Below are 20,005 nucleotides of genomic sequence, written 5' to 3'. Positions count from 1 at the left end.
TCCAGAGGTACAGGAGTTTTGCGGATAGAAAGCAATGCTCCTTATTTTTTGCAAAAAATAAATTTTCGGAAAGAACGAGGTAACTGAATATGGCATTTTTTACATCAGCAGTAACAGGATTAAAGACCGTTGTAACCGCAATCGGAGCAGGCGTGGCAGTATGGGGCGTTATCAATCTTCTTGAGGGATACGGAAATGATAACCCAGGGGCAAAATCACAAGGGGTCAAGCAGCTCATGGCGGGTGGCGGTATTGTAATTGTGGCACAGACGGTAATTCCGCAGCTTACAAGCCTGTTTTCCTAAGTCATGGGAGCGATTCTCGACAAGATAACTGAATTTATAAAGGAAATACTGCAAGGGTGGGTCATGGACAACCTTACTACGATGTTTACAGATGTGAATGATAAGGTCGGAACAATCGCAGGGGAAGTCGGCAGGACACCCAGTTCATGGAACAGCGGAGTGTTTTCTATGATAGAGAACCTTTCGGAAAATGTGATGATACCCATAGCGGGCATGATCATCAGTGCGATACTCTGCTATGAGCTGATTACAATGGTCATGGATAAGAACAATATGCATGAAGTAGGAAGCGAGTTCTTTTTCCGTTACCTTATCAAAGCCTGTATCGCTGTGCTGCTTCTCAGCTACACCTTTGACATCACAATGGCGATTTTTGATGTGGGAAACCATATCGTGACCAGAGCAGGCGGTATTGTTTCGGGTTCCACTACCATTGATGTGACGGATACCCTAAAAACCATGTTTGACAGTCAGATTGATACAATGGGCATCGGCGAGCTGATCGGGCTTGGTATCGAAACTATGATTGTCAGCTTATGTATGAAAATCATCTCCCTGCTTATTACCGTCATGCTTTTCGGGAGAATGATTGAAATCTACCTTTATATTTCAGTAGCTCCGGTTCCCTTTGCCACATTCAGTAACCGGGAATGGGGCGGTATCGGCAACAATTATATCAAGGGACTGTGTTCACTGGCGTTTCAGGGATTTTTCATTATGGTATGCGTGGCAATCTATGCGGTGCTGGTATCCGGCATTGCGGTTGCGGACAATCTGCACACAGCACTGTGGTCGGTGGCAGCTTATACCGTTGTTCTGTGTTTCAGCCTGTTCAAGACAGGTTCCCTTGCGAAATCAATCTGGAATGCTCATTAGAACACATTTCAAAGAAAGGAGGGAACAGCCGGGGCTTGCAGTATCAGCTCCGGCTGTGATGTTATGGCAATATCCGTAGCAGTGCCAAAGAATTTAAGCGGCATAAAGACAAAAGTAGCGTTAAATCTGACGAAACGCCAGCTTATTTGCTTCAGCGGTGCAGGTGCGGTAGGGATTCCCTTTTACATTTTTACAAAAGGGTTTATCGGCACACAGGCATCGGCACTTTTGATGGTAGCGGTCATGCTGCCTTTTTTCTTTCTGGCAATGTATGAGAAGGACGGATTTCCGGCAGAGAAGATTCTGTATTTTATGATAAGGCAGAAATTCCTCACACCGGGGATTCGTCCCTACAAATCAGAAAATATTTACAGAAGATTAGAAGAAACAGAGCGTATAAAAGAGGAGGTGCGTAAACTTGAAGAAAAAGCAGGCGGCAGAAAAGCCGGACAGACATAAGAAAAAAGGAAAAACGAAGCCGGGGCTGACCTTTGTGGAGCGGAGAAGGCTTGCGGAGTTAAAACACATGCTTGCCGGAACGAATAAAAACGCAGAAAAGCCCACCACAGCACAGAAGACCATTACCTTTCAGAAGATGTACCGGGACGGTATCTGTCAGGTCACTTCTGGCTTTTATACGAAAATGGTGGAGTTTTACGATATAAATTATGACCTGCTGGAAATCGAGGATAAGGGGGAAATACTGGAGGAATACAGCAGGCTTATCAATTATTTTGACCCGTCTATTAAATTTGAGCTGTTCCTGTTCAACCGACAGGTTAACGAGCAGACCTTAATTGACCAGTTTGACATTCCATTGCAGGCAGATGATTTTGATGATATTCGTGAGGAATACACGCAGATGTTAAAGAAACAGGCTGCAAAGGGAAATAACGGTATTATCAAATCAAAGTATCTGATTTTTGGAATTGAGAGTAAAGGCTTTAAGGAGGCAAGGGCAAAACTTGTCAGCATTGAAGCAGATGTGATTAAAAATTTGACTAATCTGGGCACACACGCTAAGAGCCTTGACGGAAAGGAACGTCTGCGTATCCTGCATGAGTATTTTAACCAGGATACTATGGAGCCTTTCCGTTTTTCTTTTAAGGAACTGGCGGAGTCGGGAAAAAGTGTGAAAGATTACATCGCTCCGCCGGGATTTGATTTTCGCTATCCGAGTCGTTTTAAGGCGGGAAAAATGTATGGCAGTGTGCATTATCTGGATATTATTGCCCCGAAGTTTGATGATGAGTTGTTGAAAAAGCTTCTTGATCTGGATGCGAACCTGACTATTACCATGCATATGCAGACAATGGATCCGGTCAAGGCGATTAAGATGCTAAAAGGTGCTTTGACGAATATTCAGAAGATGAAGATTGAAGAGCAGAAAAAGGCGGTAAGGTCAGGTTATGACATGGACATTCTTCCAACGGACATTATCACTTATGAAAAAGATACCCTTGACCTTTTGGACGATTTAAACAGCAGCAATCAGAAAATGGTAAAGATGACATTTCTTCTGACCTGCTATGGCAGAAACAAGCGGGAACTGGAAAATATCACGCAGAGGGTATCCGGCATTATCCAACAGGCGAACTGCAACCTCAGATGTATGCAGTATTTACAGGAGCAGGGACTGATGGCATCGGCACCAATCGGGTGCAACGATACGGGAATTGAACGGGATTTGACAACAAAGAGTACCGCTATCTTAGTACCGTTCTGTACGCAGGAATTATTTATGCCAGCTCCGGCTATTTATTATGGTTTAAATGCCCTTTCCAACAACATGATTATGGCAGACCGGAAACGGCTTCGTACACCAAACGGTGTGATTCTTGGTACACCGGGAAGTGGTAAGTCTTTTAGTGCAAAGCGTGAGATTCTTTCCTGTTTCCTGATGACAAAGGACGATATTGTGGTCTGCGATCCGGAGGGCGAGTATTTTGCCCTTGTGGGAGCATTGCACGGACAGGTGGTAAGGCTGGCAACCAATTCCAAAGATTATTTAAATCCGATGGACATTCAGCTTTCCCATAAAGGGGATAAGGAAGCCTTAAAGCTGAAATCCGATTTTATCATTACTCTGTGTGACTTGATTGCCGGAGGAAAGAACGGTCTGGAAAATGATGAGAAAGGTATCATTGACGAATGTATCCGTCATATTTACGATGCTTATTTTGAAAATCCCGTACCGGAGAATATGCCTATCCTTGAGGATTTGTATAATGCCCTGTTAGAGCATAAGAACAAAAAGGCAGAACGGATTGCAAACTCCCTTGTGCTATATGTGCATGGTTCGCAGAATTATTTTAACCACAGGACGAATGTAGACAGTCAGAACCGTATCATGTGCTTTGACATCAGGGACTTGGGAAACCAGTTGAAAGAGCTTGGAATGTTAATCGTACAGGATGCGGTCTGGAACAGGGTATCGCAGAACCGGGAGCGTAAGATTGCCACCCGCTATTATTGTGATGAGTTCCACCTTTTGCTGAAGGAGAAGCAGACCGCTATCTATTCGGTGGAAATCTGGAAGCGTTTCCGTAAGTGGGGCGGTATTCCTACGGGGCTGACGCAGAACGTAGGCGATTTTTTGAAGTCGGAGGAAATCGAGGGAATCCTCGGCAATTCCGATTTTGTATATCTCCTGAATCAAAATGCAAAGGATCAGGCAATCCTTGCAGATAAGCTGGGATTGTCAGAAAAACAGCTTGCCCATGTAACCAATTCCGAGCCGGGGTGCGGACTGATTCTGTTTGACAACGTGGTTATTCCGTTCGTAGATAAATATCCGGTAGATACCAAGACCTTTGCGGTTATGAATACCAAACCAGAGGAAAGTGTAAGGCAGGAGGTAAATGAGTAGTGGCGGAGAAAAAGAAACAGAAACCGGCTGCATTTGCACAGGAGAAAAAAACCTTTACCGGAGAAATTCCAAAGAAAGCAAACGAGGGTAAAGGTAAAAAATCCGCAGCATATCAGCCGAGAGATGCAGATACCACTTCTGGACACGATGTCCAGAGGTCGAAAAATACAAAGAAGTATCAGAAAGCAGATGCTTCTGGACAGAATGTCCAAAAGTCCGAGGGAGCAGAAGCCGGAGAGAAGTCTAAAAGCGATTTTATGCAGCCGGACAGCACTTTTACGGAGGAAGCCGGAGAGGAGCAGGGTAGAAAAATTGCCAGCGATGACTACCGCCACAGGGACACCTATCATTCGTCACAGAAAAAGGGCAGGTATCAAAGGCGGGAGATAAAGAGCCGGGAGCGAGTAAAGCAATTTGATTTTGAACAGGATTTCCAGACAAAGGACACTACCTTTACCGAAGAGGCAGAACCGGAATTTCATGGAAGCAAAAAGTTAGACCGACTGCAAAAGAAAGCGGAGAAAGCCAGAAAAAAGACGGAAGCTGCAAGAAAGAAGATTCCAAAGAAAACGGAGTATTCTCTGGAGCGTGTTTTTGATGAAAAGACGGGCAGAACAAAGTATGTATTGACTTCTGTAAAAAAAGAGAAACCATTCAAACCGGACAGTCCGGTAAAAAGAGCGGCTGGCAGGGTGGGAATGGAATCTTCTAATTTTGCCCATAGTAAGGTTGCCGAAGTGGAGAAAGAAAATTCCGGTGTGGAGGCTGCCCACAAGACAGAGCAGAGCGGGGAAGATGTTTACCGCTTTTTCAAAGGGCATTACAAAGGGAAAACGGAAAGACGGAGAGCGAAAGCTGCAAAGCTGGAGAAAAAGCAGATGCAGAAAGAGGTCAATTTCCGTTATCAGAAGTTCTTGGAAGAAAATCCGGAAATGCAGGAAAAGACCATTCAGAAGCAGTTGCAGAAAAGACTGCAAAAGCAGCGTATCAAACGGGAATATGCAAAAGCAAGACGGGCGGGACAGACAGCGAAAGCCGCAAAGGAAACAGCGGCGAAGTCCGGGAATCTTTTTACAGCGGCAGCCAGAAAGATACAGGAGATTGCATCAAAAAATGTTTCGCTTCTGCTTGCCATAGGAGCCTTTTCGGTGCTTCTTGTGATGATTATGACAGCAGTATCTTCCTGTGGGGCGATGTTTGCCGGAGGAATCAGTACCACGCTGGCAGGAAGTTATATGAGCGTTCCGGCAGAAATAGATGCGGCAGATTTAGCTTTTTCTGAACTGGAAAAAGAATTGCAGGCAGAGATTGATGCCATAGAAACCACTTATCCGGATTATGATGAGTACCGTTATAATCTGGCATCTATCGGGCATGACCCATTTGCACTGATCAGCTATCTGTCGGCAGTCCATACGGAATTTACTGCAAGTGAGGTACAGGCAGAAATAGAATATCTGTTTGATGAAATGTATGAGTTGACACTAAATCCTACAGAGGAAACGAGGACAAGGACGGTAACAAAAACAGGCACTCATACGGTAACAGACCCGGTTACGGGGGAAACAACAGAAGAGGAATACGAGTATGAAGTGGAAGAGGAATATACCGTAACCATTCTGGAAGTGACCCTGACAGCAAAAGATTTAAACGTAGTAGTTGCCGGACGCATGAATGAGGAGCAGAGAGAAATCTATGCTTTTTATAACCAGACCCACGGGCTGACACAGCAGTTTTATAAGCCCCTTGATTTATATTGGTACAACTATGTGAGCAGTTATTATGGCTGGCGTATCAATCCGGTCACAGGGCAGGAACAGTTACATCGGGGCGTAGATATTGCAGTACCTACCGGAACAACCGTATATGCGGCGATGGACGGGACAGTAACTACCGCAACTTATGACAGCTATTACGGAAATTATGTAGTGATTGAAGATGAAAAAGGCTACTGCACAAAATATGCCCACATGGATACCTTAAATGTCCGGGCAGGACAGAGCGTGACGCATGGAAATGTGATCGGAACAACAGGGAATACGGGAAGCAGTACCGGAAGTCATTTACATATCGAATGTCTGTATCAGGGGGAATATTATAACCCTCTTTTTTATTTTGAAGCAGGCACGGATACGCTGTATGGCGAAACGCCGGGCAGCGGAAGCGGCGGAGGAAATGTGATACCGCCGGATTCCTATGACGATGCAACCGTGCAGGCACTTATGGAAGAAGCGGCGAGATATTTAGACTATCCCTATGTATGGGGAGGCTCCAGTCCGTCCACCAGCTTTGACTGTTCCGGTTTTGTCTGCTGGGTATTTACAAACAGCGGTGTCCATAACCTGCCACGAACCACAGCACAGGGCATTTATAACCAGTGTACGCCTGTGTCGGCGGCAGATGCAAAGGCGGGGGATATTATCTTTTTTACAGGTACATACAATTCGGGCGTACCAGTCAGCCATGTGGGGATTTACTGCGGAAACGGGGTCATGATTCATTGCGGAGATCCAATCAGTTACGCTTCAATCAATTCGTCCTATTGGCAGAGCCATTTTTATGCGTTTGGAAGATTATCAGGAAATTAAAATAACAGGAAGTGAGGAACGATGACGAAAGAGAGAATTGTAAAGGAGCTTTCCAAAGTCCGGGAACAGCTTGCGGGATTGCAGGCGAGGGAGAGGGATTTGGCGGAACAGCTTCAGATGGCAGAGGATGCGGAGAAGATGAAATTCATTGAAAAGAATAAAATCTCTCTGGATCGGCTGATTCTGTTAAACAAGGTCAGCGAAGAAGAAATTATGCGTCTGCTGAAAGAAAAAGAGCAGAAAGAAGCAGCACAATCAGAAGAAAGGGAGGCTTACAGCCATGAAGAACAGGAAGTTATCATCTAAGGCAGTTATATCACTGATATTGTCCGCTGTGCTATTTACCATGCCTGCGGTAGCGTTTTCTGTAAATGGGAACTACGCAATCAGTGCTTTTGCCGAAGAAACAAAAGAAACCGAAGAATCCAAACCGGAGGAAAGTACGGAGCAGACACCCGGCGAAAGTGAAACTGATGTCAGTACGGAGGAAAATACAGAAAACAGTACCGAGGGAAGCACGGAAGAAACTACGGAGGGCAGCACGGAGGGAAGCACCGAAGGCGGCACCGAAGAGAATACAGAAGGCAGTACCGATGAAAGCACCGGGGATGGCACTGTATCGGGAAATGATAAACCGGAGCCGGTATGTAATTGCGAAGATCAATGCGGTGCGTATGAGTATGACAAAAACTGTCCCGTCTGCGTCACAGATTATAAGCTCTGTACCTATAAAAAACCGAATGTGAGTATCAAAATCAGACAGCCGGAGGAGTGGCATAATGACATTGTTTCCGTTTCTTTCAGTGTAAAAGATACCGCAGATACGGGGAATTTTGAAATCGCAAAGATAGAGGCAAAGGTAGGGCAGAATGGAAGCTGGACAGATGTGACGGAGGAAAAGAAATTAAGGATTTCCGAGAACTGTACCGTGTATGTGCTTGTCACAGACCAGAAAGGCAATACCTATGAGAAGAACCGTGCCATAAAGTGCTTTGATACCGTAAAGCCGACCTTAAATGCGGCAGTCAGTGACGGGCTTTTAAGCATACAGGTACATGATACGGATTCCGGTGCAAAGGCGGTATATGTCAATGGATATGAGTTTACAGATCTGACGGGCGGTACGTTAAATATCCGCCTCCAGCAGTTTGACGCAGGGTATGAGTATTTTACCATTTCTGCAATGGACAATGCCGGAAATATGTCTGAGGTTTATAAAACGAAAAATCCGTACTATAAAGACCCTGCCGATACCAGTGATGGGAATCCGGCGGAGCAGCTCCCGGAGAGTGCGACCCCGACGAAACCGGGGAGTGCTACGGGAACCGTGACGGAGCATACCAAAACAGACAGTAACGGAAATACCACATCACAGACAAGTCCTGCCGAACAGAAAAAGCAGGCAATGAAAGAAGCTGCGGAGGCAGAAAGCGGGAAAACAGAAAGTACGGAAAAATCCGGTCAGGGCAAGGAGTTTTATACTATTCAGACCGCCACGGAGAAAGTTTTCTATCTGATTATTGACCGGGACGGAGAGGAAGAAATGGTATATTTTTTGACTGAGGTTACGGAAAATGACCTGTTAAATGCAACTTCCGATAACAGTGAAACCTTGCCGAAAAATTCCGCTGCGTTGGAATCTGCAATTCCGAATGGGGAGAGTGCATTGCCAAACAACAACGGAGAGCAGGCAGATACAGAGGGAAAGGAAACGGAAACAGAAAAAGGTACGGAAGGTGCAGAGAGTACGGGAAATACAGAGGAAACCGAACCGGAGCCGGAAGTGAAAGAAGCACCGAATCCGATGATTTCGTATGTGCTGATTGGTAGTCTTGCCTTAATCGTTATCGGAGCTGCTTATTATTTTAAGGTTGTCCGCAAGAAAAAAGAGGACTTTATCGAGGACGAAGATGAAGATGAGGAAGATAACGAGGAGTATGAAAACGAAGATGAGGAATCGGAGGAAGATACGGAAGAAGATTTCTTTGACGAACAGGAGGAATAAGGTATGCAGTTGGTGGTTACAGAGAAGCCCAGCGTAGCACAGGCAATTTCCCATGTGATCGGGGCGAAAGAGAGAAAAGACGGTTACATGGAGGGAAACGGATTTCTCGTTTCATGGTGTGTAGGACATCTGGTAGAGCTGGCACAGCCGGAGATGTATTCAGAAGCATGGAAAAAATGGAGCTATGAGAGCCTGCCCATGATACCGGAGCAGTGGCAGCATGAAGTGAAAAAGGAAACAGCAACGCAGTATAAAATCTTGAAAAATCTGATGCACGATACAAGAGTTGAAAGTGTGGTGTGTGCCACCGATGCCGGACGGGAGGGAGAACTTATCTTCCGTCTGGTATATGAACAGGCAGGCTGCCGGAAACCAATGAAACGCCTGTGGATTTCATCAATGGAGGAGAGTGCAATCCGTGACGGGTTTGAAAACTTAAAGCCGGGAAGCGATTATGACAGCCTGTACCAGTCTGCACTTTGCAGACAGCAGGCAGACTGGCTGGTGGGATTAAATGGTACGAGATTATTTACTGTACTGTATGGCGGAAAGGTATTAAAGGTGGGCAGAGTACAGACGCCCACCCTTGCCATGCTGGTAGACCGTGAAGTGAAGATTATGAATTTTGAAAAAGAGCAGTATTACATGGCTCATATTCTGATGGATGGGATAGATGCCATGACAGAACGGATTGACGATAAGGCAAGGGCAGAAAGTATTGCTGCAGCGTGTGAAAGTCAGAGTGGAGTGGTTCGTTCCGTTATAAAGGAAAATAAAAGCGTTGCACCACCAAAACTTTATGACCTTACCACGCTTCAGCGGGATGCCAACCGTATCTTTGGTTTTACTGCAAAGCAGACATTGGAGTACACCCAGAGCCTTTATGAGAAAAAGCTGGTCACTTATCCGAGAACGGACAGCCAGTATTTATCCGATGATATGGAAGAAACTGCAAAAGCGGTAATCGGGGCAGTTTATCAGGCGATTCTCTTTGAGGAACAGACCGGAGCAGAGCCGGATATAAAAAGAGTGTTGAACAGTAAAAAAGTGACCGACCACCATGCAATTATTCCCACCATAGAAATTACAAAGACAGACCTTTCCGCTGTGCCGGAGGGAGAAATGAAAATCTTATCCCTTGTCGCTAATCGTCTGTTATGTGCAACCGGGAAAAAGCAGTTGTATGAAACGGTAAAAGCAGAGTTTTCCTGCGGTGGTTACAGCTTTCATGTATCCGGAAAAACGGTTCTGCAGAACGGGTGGAAAGAATTTGAAGCAGCATTGAAACGTACCTACCGGGTAGAAAAAACAGATGAGGATAAGGAAGAGAAGAAACTGCCGGAGCTTTCTGAAGGCATGACGTTTCCAGTTATCCAGACAAAGGTAACAGAGCATTTCACGCAGCCTCCCAAACATTTTACCGAGGACAGCCTGCTTTCTGCGATGGAACGTGCCGGAGCAGAGGATATGGGCGATGAGGTGGAACGCAAAGGACTTGGCACACCTGCCACCAAAGCTGACATTATTGAAAAGCTGGTCAAAGACGGTTTTGTGAAACGGGAGAAAAAGCAGATGCTTCCCACCGAGGACGGGATGAAGCTCATTACTGTTCTGCCGGATATGGTAAAATCCCCGAAGCTTACAGCAGATTGGGAGAATACGCTGACTTTGGTTGAAAAAGGCGAATACACCATGCAGGAGTTCATGGATGGCATTGAAGATATGGTGCGGGAGCTGGTGCAAACCTACCACAGTATCAGTGACGATCAGAAGTCTTTGTTTGGAACGATGCAGGAAGTGCTTGGAAAATGCCCGAAATGCGGCAGCGATGTAGTAAAAGGAAAATTCGGTGCTTACTGCAAACAAAAATGCGGCATGAATGTGGGTAGGGCAATGGGAGCAACGTTTTCCGATACACAGATGAAAAGTCTGCTTGAAGGGAAAAAGACCCTTGTGAGAGGATTAAAAGGGAAAAAGGGAAGCTACGATGCGTACCTGATTCCGGAGGGAATTGAGGATTATTCTTATATCAAAGACGGAAAGGAAATCAAAGGTTCGCAGTACAAATTCAAGATGGAATTTCCACCGAGAAAAAGCAAGTGAAAAGGAGACAGAAAAATGAATACAGAAATGAAAAAGACCGTTGTTTACAGCACCGGAGATAAAATTTTAAACATTATGAAAGAGCAGGATATGGATATTCCAGAACTTTCTTTGCGGTGCGGTGTCAGGGAAGATGTATTGATGGATATTCTGGCAGGTATCCGGGAAGCAGATATAAGTACGCTCTGCAAAATTGCAGACGGACTGGAGATTTGTGTACGGGAGCTTTGCCCTGATGAAGAAAGCTATGTCGTTCCGGTGGAAAAAGATATCCTTGCAAAGCTCATTGTGATCAGCGAGCTGAAGGAGATGGAATTGGAGGAGCTGATTGGCACAATTCTGGAAAACGGTATCGAAGAACACGGTTTTTATGAATAAGGCGGCGGGGGTTATCCCCTCCGTCATTTTGGAGGAATGCTTATGGTAACAAAATATCAGATGATTTCCTATCTGGCGGAGGATACCGCAAAAGAGATAGCGAAAAACGGGCAGGAGTGGACAAGGTATCTGACTACCGCTGCAAGGCTTTATAAATATCCGTTCAATGAACAGATACTTATTTTTGCACAACGACCGGATGCAACAGCCTGTGCGTCCCTTGAACTATGGAATGAGAAGATGAATTGCTGGGTAAACCGTGGAGCAAAGGGAATTGCCCTGCTGGATACGGAAAATTCCTATACAAGATTGAAATATGTTTTCGATGTGTCCGACGTACATAAGGCAAGGCGGATAGGACGTGATCCGAATTTGTGGGAGTTGCGTGAGGAGCATAAAGAAACAGTCCTGGCACAGCTTGAAAAGACATACGGAGAAACGGATAAAAACAGCTCCTTTGAACAGCGGATAATGGAAATATCCAATCGGATTGCTTTGGATTATTATGAAGAACTTCTGCCGGAAATCGAATATGTGAAAGAGGGCAGCTTTTTAGAGGAACTGGACGAGTTAAATGTAGGTGTCAGGCTTCGTGATACGCTTTCTTCCAGTATTGCTTACACCATACTGTCACGATGCGGTGCAGATATGGAACTGTGGAAAGACGAGCAGGGATTTGAATATATCAGCGACTTTAATACGATGAAAACCCTGTCTGTTGTTGGTACAGCCACCACAGATATGTGCAAGCCGCTTTTAATGGAGATAGGCAGAACCATAGGAGCGTATGACCGCCAGATTGCCCGCAGGAAGGCACAGGAAAAAGCTAATGCAGGACGCACACAAACTTCTTTGGAAAATACGGAGAAAGTGCTTGCAAATGAAGCAGATACAGACTATAATGCTTTAAAGCGTGAAAGCGAAAAGGAGCTACAAAACAATCAGGAGATAGAAATACAGAGCAAAAAGGAGGATGCGGCACATGAAACTGACATACGAAAAGAACGGGGATTATCTGATTCCGAACCTGACAGCGAACGAGGAACCGGAGGGAACGCTGACGAAGTACGGTATGATGCGGAAGAACTTCTTACAGGAACACCGGAAAGGGATTTATCAGGGCATGATACTGGCGGGCGAGCTGAAAGCACACTGTCTGGAGATACAGGAGCAGGCAGAGCAGAGAATGGAAGCCCTGAGCGAACAGATGGCGAAAGCAGAGGGAGTGAACGAGGAACTGAAAGCAGCCGATCAGATGAAGTGGGTAGCGAAGATGAACAACATCAGACATTCAGCGGAGGAGATCGTGCTGACGGAACTGATTTACAGTTAGAAAATGACATACAGGAAGAAGAAATACCAGAACCGGATAGTGGAGAACATTCATTATCCGGTTCTTTTTTTCCGAAGCTGTCTGAAACAGAGCAGGGGGAGGACTTACAGCGTGGTATTTTATGCAGTGATGAGTTCCTGAAGCATAAAAGACCGGAAATAGCTGGGTATTTTCAGATAGAGCAGGATGCAAAGATTCAGGCGGATTATCTGAGAAATTCGTTCCGCATGGAAGAATACACCGAGTTCAATATCGGGGAAATGCGGGGCGGCTACCGTGCCGATGAGGACGGTATTACCTTATGGAAAGGCAATTATCTGACCCGTGAAGCGGAAAGCAGGCTGTCATGGGAGGAAGCACGTTTTCTTGTCAATTCCTATATGGAGGACGGAGTATATCTTCTTCCAGGAGAAACCGCAGAGCGGATTGAAACAGCGGGAATGTACCAGCAGCTTGACTTATTTTCCATGTTTACGGAGCAGGCTGGCAATCTTGCCATGAAACAGGCGGAAACAGTGACACCGATACGGTCAGAAACAAAGATACCGCCGGAGCAGATAGCGGATATTCTGCGGAGCGGCGGAGGCAGGGATAACAGCAGAAAGCGTATCTACACCAAATATCAGCAGGGAAAGACACCGGAGGAGATGGCTGCTTTCTTACAGAAAGAGTATGGAACAACCGGAAAGGGCTTTGAATTTGACGGAAAGCAGTTAGCGGTATGGTTCAATGAGGATGGGATGCGTGTCGGATATGGCACATCGACAGAGCGTCCGGTGCTTCAGATGAACTGGCAGGAGGTGGAAGCAAAAATCCGCTCACAGGTAGTAAACGGTACCTATATGGGAGCAAATGAAGCTTATCTGACTGACGAAGCAGAACGTGACCGGATTGCAGGGCATCTCTTTTTCTTTTTCCGGGATGGCATGGGAGAACTGCCGGAGGAGCTTGGGCTAAAAGCAGGAAATTATCCGGAGGCTCATGCAAGAATGATAGAATACCTTTCTACAAAAGAAGGAGTTGAGCTTGTGGCTTCCCACATGGATCAGGCACTTCATCAGCTTGAAACCGGAGAGAAAAAGCTACGTTTCCGTTCAGTTATGCCAAAAGAGGAGCTGCGGGAGGAACTTGACAATCTGCTGATAGAAAAACAAATCTTTCCAACCGCAGACCATGTGGAAATAAAAAGGGAGGATTTTATTACTCAGGACGAGATAGACCATAATCTTGGCAGGGGAAGTGGATATTCACATGGTTCTTTCCGCATCTATGATTATTTTCAGGAAAAGCATGACAGCAAAGAAGCAGCGGAATTTCTGAAAAAAGAATATGGCATTGGAGGCGGCTCTCATGCACTTGCCGGAGCAGACCATAGCTGGCAAGACCACAACTTTAAAGGGATTGAATTAAAAAAGGGAAATATCTGCGAACCTTATGCGAAAGTGCTGCTGTCTTGGAAAGTAGTCGAAAAGCGTATCCGAAAGCTGGTGGCGGAAGATAAGTATTTATCTCCGGCAGGGAAAGAAGCCTATGCCCGGTACAAAGAGGAAGAAGCACAGAAAGCGCTGGAAAAAGCACAGGCGGTAATAGAACGGAAAACGAAGGTTGCCTGTAAAGAAGCCATTGAACGGACGATTTCGGAAAAATTTGACGGGTATCGTCTGCCGAAAGATACACCGGATGAAGTAATCCGAAAATATGGTAGCGAGCGTGTCAGCTATGTACTTGCCAATACTGTCATGCACCTGACGCACGATGGCAGATTTTCTCCCGACAATAAGGCATGGGCAAAAGAAATAGAACCGTATGCCAAGTATGAGAACCGTGATTTGATTGTTTCTTCCCATCCGGCGGTCTTAAATGGATTTATCAATCAGACAAGACGGTATATGGAGCAGGAAAAGGAGATTGCGGCACAGCAGATTACCATTGACGGGCAGTTGTGTTTAAAGATTGATGAATGGAAGTCGGAAGAAAATAACTATGTGCTTGGAAATTCCATGCAGGACAATGCGTTCTTTTACGTACTCATAAACGAAAATGTCCATTTTGAATATGATTACAAACCGAGCAGGGAAGAAATTGAAAACGATTATTTGAATCTCATTGCAATGGAAGATATAGACCGACACGAAGCGGAGGTATTTTCACGCATTGAAGGAACGGAAGATGTAGCGGAAACAGAATCACGATTCTCAGTTGAGGAAACCAGCGATGCCTTTGAGCCGGGACAGGATTTTGCAGTATGGGATCATGGCAGGGAAGATTATTATATAAAAGAGGACGGTACAATTCCCACCTTTGAAACAAAAGAGGAAGCGGAACACTATCTGCAAAGCATGGAACCGGACACTTCTGGACACGATGTCCAAAAGTCAGTGGAAGAACCTGCCATAGAAAAGCCTGTGAAGCAGCCTGCACCAAAGATTGATAAATCCAATGCGGTCAATTTCCACATTACAGACGATGCGTTAGGAGCAGGCAGTGCGAAAGAGAAATTCCGACGAAATATAGAAGCAATCCGTACTTTGGAAAAGGTGGAGAGCGAGAACCGTATCGCCACACGGTCGGAACAGCAGATTTTATCACAGTATGTTGGCTGGGGCGGGCTTGCCGATGCCTTTGATGAAAGCAAATCTGCATGGGCGGGAGAATATCAGCAGTTAAAGGAATTGTTATCGTCGCAGGAGTACGCTTCTGCAAGGGAAAGCACCTTAAATGCCCACTATACCAGTCCTGCCATTATCCGCAGTATTTATGATACCTTAGACCGTATGGGATTTGAAAAGGGGAATGTATTAGAGCCTGCAATGGGTATCGGAAATTTCTTCGGAATGCTGCCGGAGAAGATGCAGGAAAGCCGACTTTATGGTGTGGAGCTGGATGGTATTACGGGCAGGATTGCAAGACAGCTCTATCCGAAAGCGGATATTAAAATATCCGGTTTTGAAAAAACAGACTATCCGAATGATTTTTTTGATGTAGCAGTCGGCAACGTGCCATTCGGACAGTATAAGGTAGCGGATAAACAATATGATAAAAATAATTTCCTGATTCATGATTATTTCTTTGCAAAGACATTAGATAAAGTCCGTCCCGGCGGTGTGGTTGCTTTTGTTACCAGTAAGGGAACAATGGATAAAAAAAGTCCGGAGGTCAGAAAGTATCTGGCTCAGCGAGCGGAGCTTATGGGGGCGGTCAGACTTCCGAATACAGCATTTAAGGAAAATGCAGGGACAGAAGTCACTTCGGATATTTTGTTTTTTAAGAAGCGTGACCGTGTGATGGACATAGAACCGGATTGGGTACATTTATCAGAAGATGCAAACGGTATCGCCATGAATACCTACTTTGCGGAACACCCGGAAATGATTGTTGGGAAGATGGAAATGGTCAGCGGTCCCTATGGCATGGAAAGCACCTGCCAACCGGATGCCACAAGACCGTTTGCAGAGCAGTTAATGGATGCGGTCAGCCGGATTGACGGGGAAATCGAAGCAGTGGAGACGGACGAGCTTGCGGATGAGCTGGCAGATGCCACCATTCCGGCAGACCCGGACGTAAAGAATTACAGCTACACACTGGTGGAAGATAAGGTATATTACCGTGAAAATTCCATTATGAAGCCTGTGGATATGTCAGAATCCATGCAGGAACGCATAAAAGGCATGGTAGGAATCCGAAACTGTACGCAAGAGCTTATCAATTTGCAGTTGGAAGAATATCCGGATACTGTGATTAAGGAAAAGCAGAAAGAATTGAATACCCTTTATGATACGTTCAGCAGAAAATACGGTTTAATCAATTCCCAGACCAACAAAAGAGCCTTTAATCAGGACAGCAGCTATTGTCTGTTATGTTCTCTGGAAAAGCTGGATGACGAGGGAAATTTCAAAGGCAAAGCGGATATGTTCACGAAACGTACCATTAAGAAAGCGGAAGTGGTTACAAGCGTGGATACAGCAACGGAAGCTCTGGCAGTATCTTTATCAGAAAAAGCAAAAGTTGACCTTTCTTATATGGCGGAGCTGACCGGAAAAGAGATTGATACAATCAAAGAAGAACTGACGGGCATTATCTTTCAGAATCCGGTCACAGACAGGTGGGAAGCAGCGGACGAGTATTTAAGCGGCAATGTCCGGGATAAGTTGCAAACAGCGAAGATTTACGCCGAAAACCACCCGGAATACAACATAAATGTGCAGGCACTTACACAGGTGCAGCCCACAGAACTGGATGCCAGCGAGATTGAGGTGCGTATCGGTGCCACATGGGTTGAACCGAAATATATTGAAGATTTCATGCGTGATGTTTTTGAAACACCGCAGCATCTCTTCAACCGGAATACAATGGGGATTCAGTATTCCGATGTGACAGGACAGTGGAATGTAAAAGGAAAAAGTGCGGATTACGGAAACAGTCTTGTAAATATGACTTATGGTACAAACCGGAGAAATGCTTATCAGATTTTAGAGGATTCTCTGAATTTAAAGGACAGCCGGGTGTACGATACCGTGATAGAGGACGGAAAGGAAACGAGAGTCCTGAATAAAAAGGAAACCATGATTGCCAGTCAGAAACAGGAGGCAGTCCGGGAAGCCTTTAAGAACTGGGTATTTGAAGATCAGGAACGTAGACAGGACTTGGTGGCGAAATATAACAAGCTCTTTAATTCTACCAGACCAAGAGAATATGACGGTTCCCATTTGAAATTCCCTGGCATGACACCGGACATCGACCTTAGACCGCACCAGTTAAATGCGGTGGCACACCAGCTTTACGGGGACAATACCCTGCTTGCTCATTGTGTGGGAGCAGGAAAGACTTTTGAAATGATTGCTGCAGCAATGGAAAGCAAGCGGTTAGGGTTATGCCAAAAGAGCCTGTTCGTTGTTCCCAATCATTTGACGGAACAGTGGGCGAGTGACTTTTTGCGGTTATATCCCGGAGCAAATATTTTAGCGGCAACGAAGAAAGATTTTGAGCCAGCCAACCGGAAGAAATTCTGTTCCAGAATCGCCACCGGAGATTATGATGCTGTCATTATCGGGCATAGCCAGTTTGAAAAAATCCCGTTGTCGCAGGAAAGACAGATAGGCATTATCGAAAGACAGATTGATGAGATTGAGCTTGCCATAGAGCAGGCGAAAGCAGATAACGGGGAGCGTTACACCATTAAGCAGATGGAAAAGTCCAGAAAATCCCTTATGACAAGACTGGAAAAACTCAACGATACTTCCCGGAAAGATAATGTTGTAACCTTTGAGCAGTTAGGTGTGGACAGGCTGTTTGTAGATGAAAGTCACAATTATAAGAACCTTTTTCTATACACGAAAATGCGGAATGTGGCGGGCATTGCACAGACGGAAGCACAGAAGTCCTCCGATATGTTTGCTAAGTGCCAGTACCTTGATGAGCTGACTGGCGGAAAGGGCATTACGTTTGCTACGGGTACGCCGATCAGCAACAGTATGACGGAGCTTTACACCAATATGCGGTATCTTCAGTATGGTACGCTTCAGAAGATGGGATTAGGGCATTTTGACAGTTGGGCAGCTTCTTTTGGAGAAACACAGACCGCCATTGAGCTGGCACCGGAGGGAACAGGATACCGGGCAAAGACAAGATTTGCAAAATTCTTCAATCTGCCGGAGCTGATTGCACTTTTCAAGGAGAGTGCGGATATCCAGACACCGGATATGTTAAAGCTGCCTGTGCCGGAAGCAGAATATGAGAACGTGGTGCTGAAACCCAGCGAATATCAGAAAGAGATGGTAACATCGCTGGCAGATCGGGCGGAGGCAGTGCGTAACAGACTGGTAGAGCCGCATCAGGATAATATGCTCAAGATTACCAACGATGGAAGAAAACTGGCACTCGACCAGCGTCTGATCAACGATATGCTCCCCGATGAGGAACATTCCAAAGCAAAAACCTGTGTGGATAAGGCATTTGAGATTTGGGAAGATACCAAAGGGGAGAAATCAGCACAGCTTATTTTCTGTGATTTATCGACACCGAAAGGAGATGGTACATTTAATGTCTATGAGGATATAAGAAATAAACTGATGGAAAAAGGTGTTCCCGCAGAAGAAATCGCCTTTATACATCAGGCAAATACGGAGCTTAGGAAAGCGGAGCTGTTCAGTAAGGTAAGAAGCGGACAGGTTCGTTTTTTATTGGGTTCTACTGCAAAAATGGGAGCCGGGACAAACGTGCAGGACAGACTGATTGCTCTGCACCACCTCGATGTACCGTGGCGTCCGTCTGATATTGAACAGCAGGAGGGGCGTATTTTGCGGCAGGGCAACAGGAATCCAAAGGTTAAGATTTTCCGGTATGTGACAGAGGGAACATTTGACAGCTACTCATGGCAGCTTATCGAGAATAAGCAGAAATTTATCGGTCAGATTATGACAAGCAAATCTCCGGTGCGAAGTTGTGAGGATGTGGACGAAGCAGCACTTTCTTATGCAGAGGTTAAGGCTCTGGCAACGGGGAATCCCTATATAAAAGAAAAGATGGATTTGGATATTCAGGTCAGCAAGCTGAAACTGATGAAAGCCAACCACACCAGTCAGAAATACCGTCTGGAGGACAACATTGCAAAGCATTATCCACAGCAGATAACCATTCTGAAGGAGCGTATCAGTGGCTTGCAGGCAGATATTCAGACTGCAAAAACCAATCTCCCAGCAGATAAGGAGTTTTTCTCTATGAGGGTCGGGAATAAGGTCTATACGGATAAAAAAGAAGCCGGAACTGCACTTGTGGAGATGTGCAAAGAAATCAAGAGCGTTAATGCTCCGGCAGTCATTGGAGAGTATGCAGGCTTTAAAATGGCGGTGTCCTTTGATTCCTTTAACCATAAATTCGTTATGAACATCAAAGGACAGCTCAGTCATAATCTGGAGATTGGTGTTGACCCGCTGGGTAACATTTCCCGTATCAACCATGCGTTGGAAGCCATGACAAAGGAACTGGCAGAAGCATCCACAAAGCTGGAGAATGTGGAGCGTCAGCTTGAAACAGCGAAGGTAGAGGTTACAAAGCCATTTGCACAGGAAGCAGAGCTTTCAGAGAAGTTAGACCGCCTTTCTGCCTTAAATGCCCTGCTCAATATGGACGAAAAGGGAGATGACGGAATAGGTATGGAAGATGATAAATCGGAACTGGGTACTGAGCAGGTGGCAGATACCAGAAAACCGTATCCCATAGAAAATACCCGACATAATTATGCTGTGGAGAATGGAAATCCGCAGGGAATGAGGCTCACAGCAGCGATGGCGGATAAGCCGGCACAGAGGGTATCCTTGAAAGAAAAGCTTGAGACTATGAAAGTAAAGGCTGCGGGGAATAATATAGAAAATTCCGTGCAAAGAGATAAGGGGAAGGAGGAGTATTTGTAATTATTATATTTCTTTTTATGCAAATATGAAATATAATATTAGTTCAAGGGAAATATAGTGATAGAGCGATTTGGAAAAAGCTAAAGAGAAATGGAGACAACGTAATACATAAAAATGGAAATTGAATTTGTCAGACACT

Annotated in this window: 11 protein-coding genes; all 11 read left to right on the top strand. The window is 45.4% G+C overall.

Annotated features, from left to right (window positions below; genetic code table 11):
* Positions 1-89: 89 nt before the first annotated feature.
* The 11 genes from LI149_RS05985 (at position 90) to LI149_RS05935 (ending at position 19,866) form a co-directional block, all read left to right on the top strand.
* Positions 90-305, top strand: coding sequence for a Maff2 family mobile element protein (locus LI149_RS05985; protein ID WP_071144656.1), 216 nt, complete (start codon positions 90-92; stop codon positions 303-305).
* Positions 306-308: 3 nt separating this feature from the next.
* Positions 309-1,181, top strand: a complete 873-nt coding sequence (locus LI149_RS05980; protein WP_038259682.1) for a VirB6/TrbL-like conjugal transfer protein, CD1112 family — start codon at positions 309-311, stop codon at positions 1,179-1,181.
* 63 nt (positions 1,182-1,244) lie between these two features.
* Positions 1,245-1,640, top strand: coding sequence for a PrgI family protein (locus LI149_RS05975; RefSeq protein ID WP_002596354.1), 396 nt, complete (start codon positions 1,245-1,247; stop codon positions 1,638-1,640).
* Complete coding sequence (locus LI149_RS05970; RefSeq protein ID WP_002596355.1) at positions 1,600-4,050, top strand: VirB4-like conjugal transfer ATPase, CD1110 family; 2,451 nt, start codon at positions 1,600-1,602, stop codon at positions 4,048-4,050. Before LI149_RS05975 ends, LI149_RS05970 begins: the two co-directional genes overlap by 41 nt.
* Entirely contained in the window at positions 4,050-6,638 is a 2,589-nt protein-coding gene (locus LI149_RS05965; protein WP_002596356.1) for a CD1108 family mobile element protein, read from the top strand. The genes LI149_RS05970 and LI149_RS05965 overlap by 1 nt, the downstream gene beginning before the upstream one ends.
* 21 nt (positions 6,639-6,659) lie before the next feature.
* Positions 6,660-6,944: a hypothetical protein gene (locus tag LI149_RS05960; protein WP_002596357.1), complete on the top strand. Its 285-nt coding sequence runs from the start codon at positions 6,660-6,662 to the stop codon at positions 6,942-6,944.
* The gene (locus tag LI149_RS05955) at positions 6,919-8,643 is read left to right on the top strand and encodes a CD1107 family mobile element protein (protein WP_002596358.1); all 1,725 of its coding nucleotides are present in this window, start codon (positions 6,919-6,921) and stop codon (positions 8,641-8,643) included. The genes LI149_RS05960 and LI149_RS05955 overlap by 26 nt, the downstream gene beginning before the upstream one ends.
* 3 nt (positions 8,644-8,646) lie before the next feature.
* Positions 8,647-10,746, top strand: a complete 2,100-nt coding sequence (locus LI149_RS05950) for a type IA DNA topoisomerase (RefSeq protein ID WP_227143086.1) — start codon at positions 8,647-8,649, stop codon at positions 10,744-10,746.
* 15 nt (positions 10,747-10,761) lie between these two features.
* The gene (locus LI149_RS05945) at positions 10,762-11,124 is read left to right on the top strand and encodes a helix-turn-helix transcriptional regulator (protein ID WP_002596360.1); all 363 of its coding nucleotides are present in this window, start codon (positions 10,762-10,764) and stop codon (positions 11,122-11,124) included.
* A gap of 982 nt (positions 11,125-12,106) precedes the next feature.
* Positions 12,107-12,457 (top strand): TnpV protein, encoded by a 351-nt coding sequence (locus LI149_RS05940; protein ID WP_227143085.1) that lies wholly within the window; start codon positions 12,107-12,109, stop codon positions 12,455-12,457.
* Positions 12,458-12,684: 227 nt separating this feature from the next.
* The gene (locus LI149_RS05935) at positions 12,685-19,866 is read left to right on the top strand and encodes a DUF3849 domain-containing protein (protein WP_243121912.1); all 7,182 of its coding nucleotides are present in this window, start codon (positions 12,685-12,687) and stop codon (positions 19,864-19,866) included.
* The last annotated feature ends 139 nt before the right edge of the window (positions 19,867-20,005 follow it).

The organism is Dorea sp. 210702-DFI.3.17 (assembly GCF_020560825.1).
In the GTDB taxonomy this organism is placed as follows: Bacteria; Bacillota; Clostridia; order Lachnospirales; family Lachnospiraceae; genus Dorea; species Dorea formicigenerans.
Note: the sequence above shows the minus strand (reverse complement) of the source record. Positions and strands in the feature narration are given on the sequence as shown.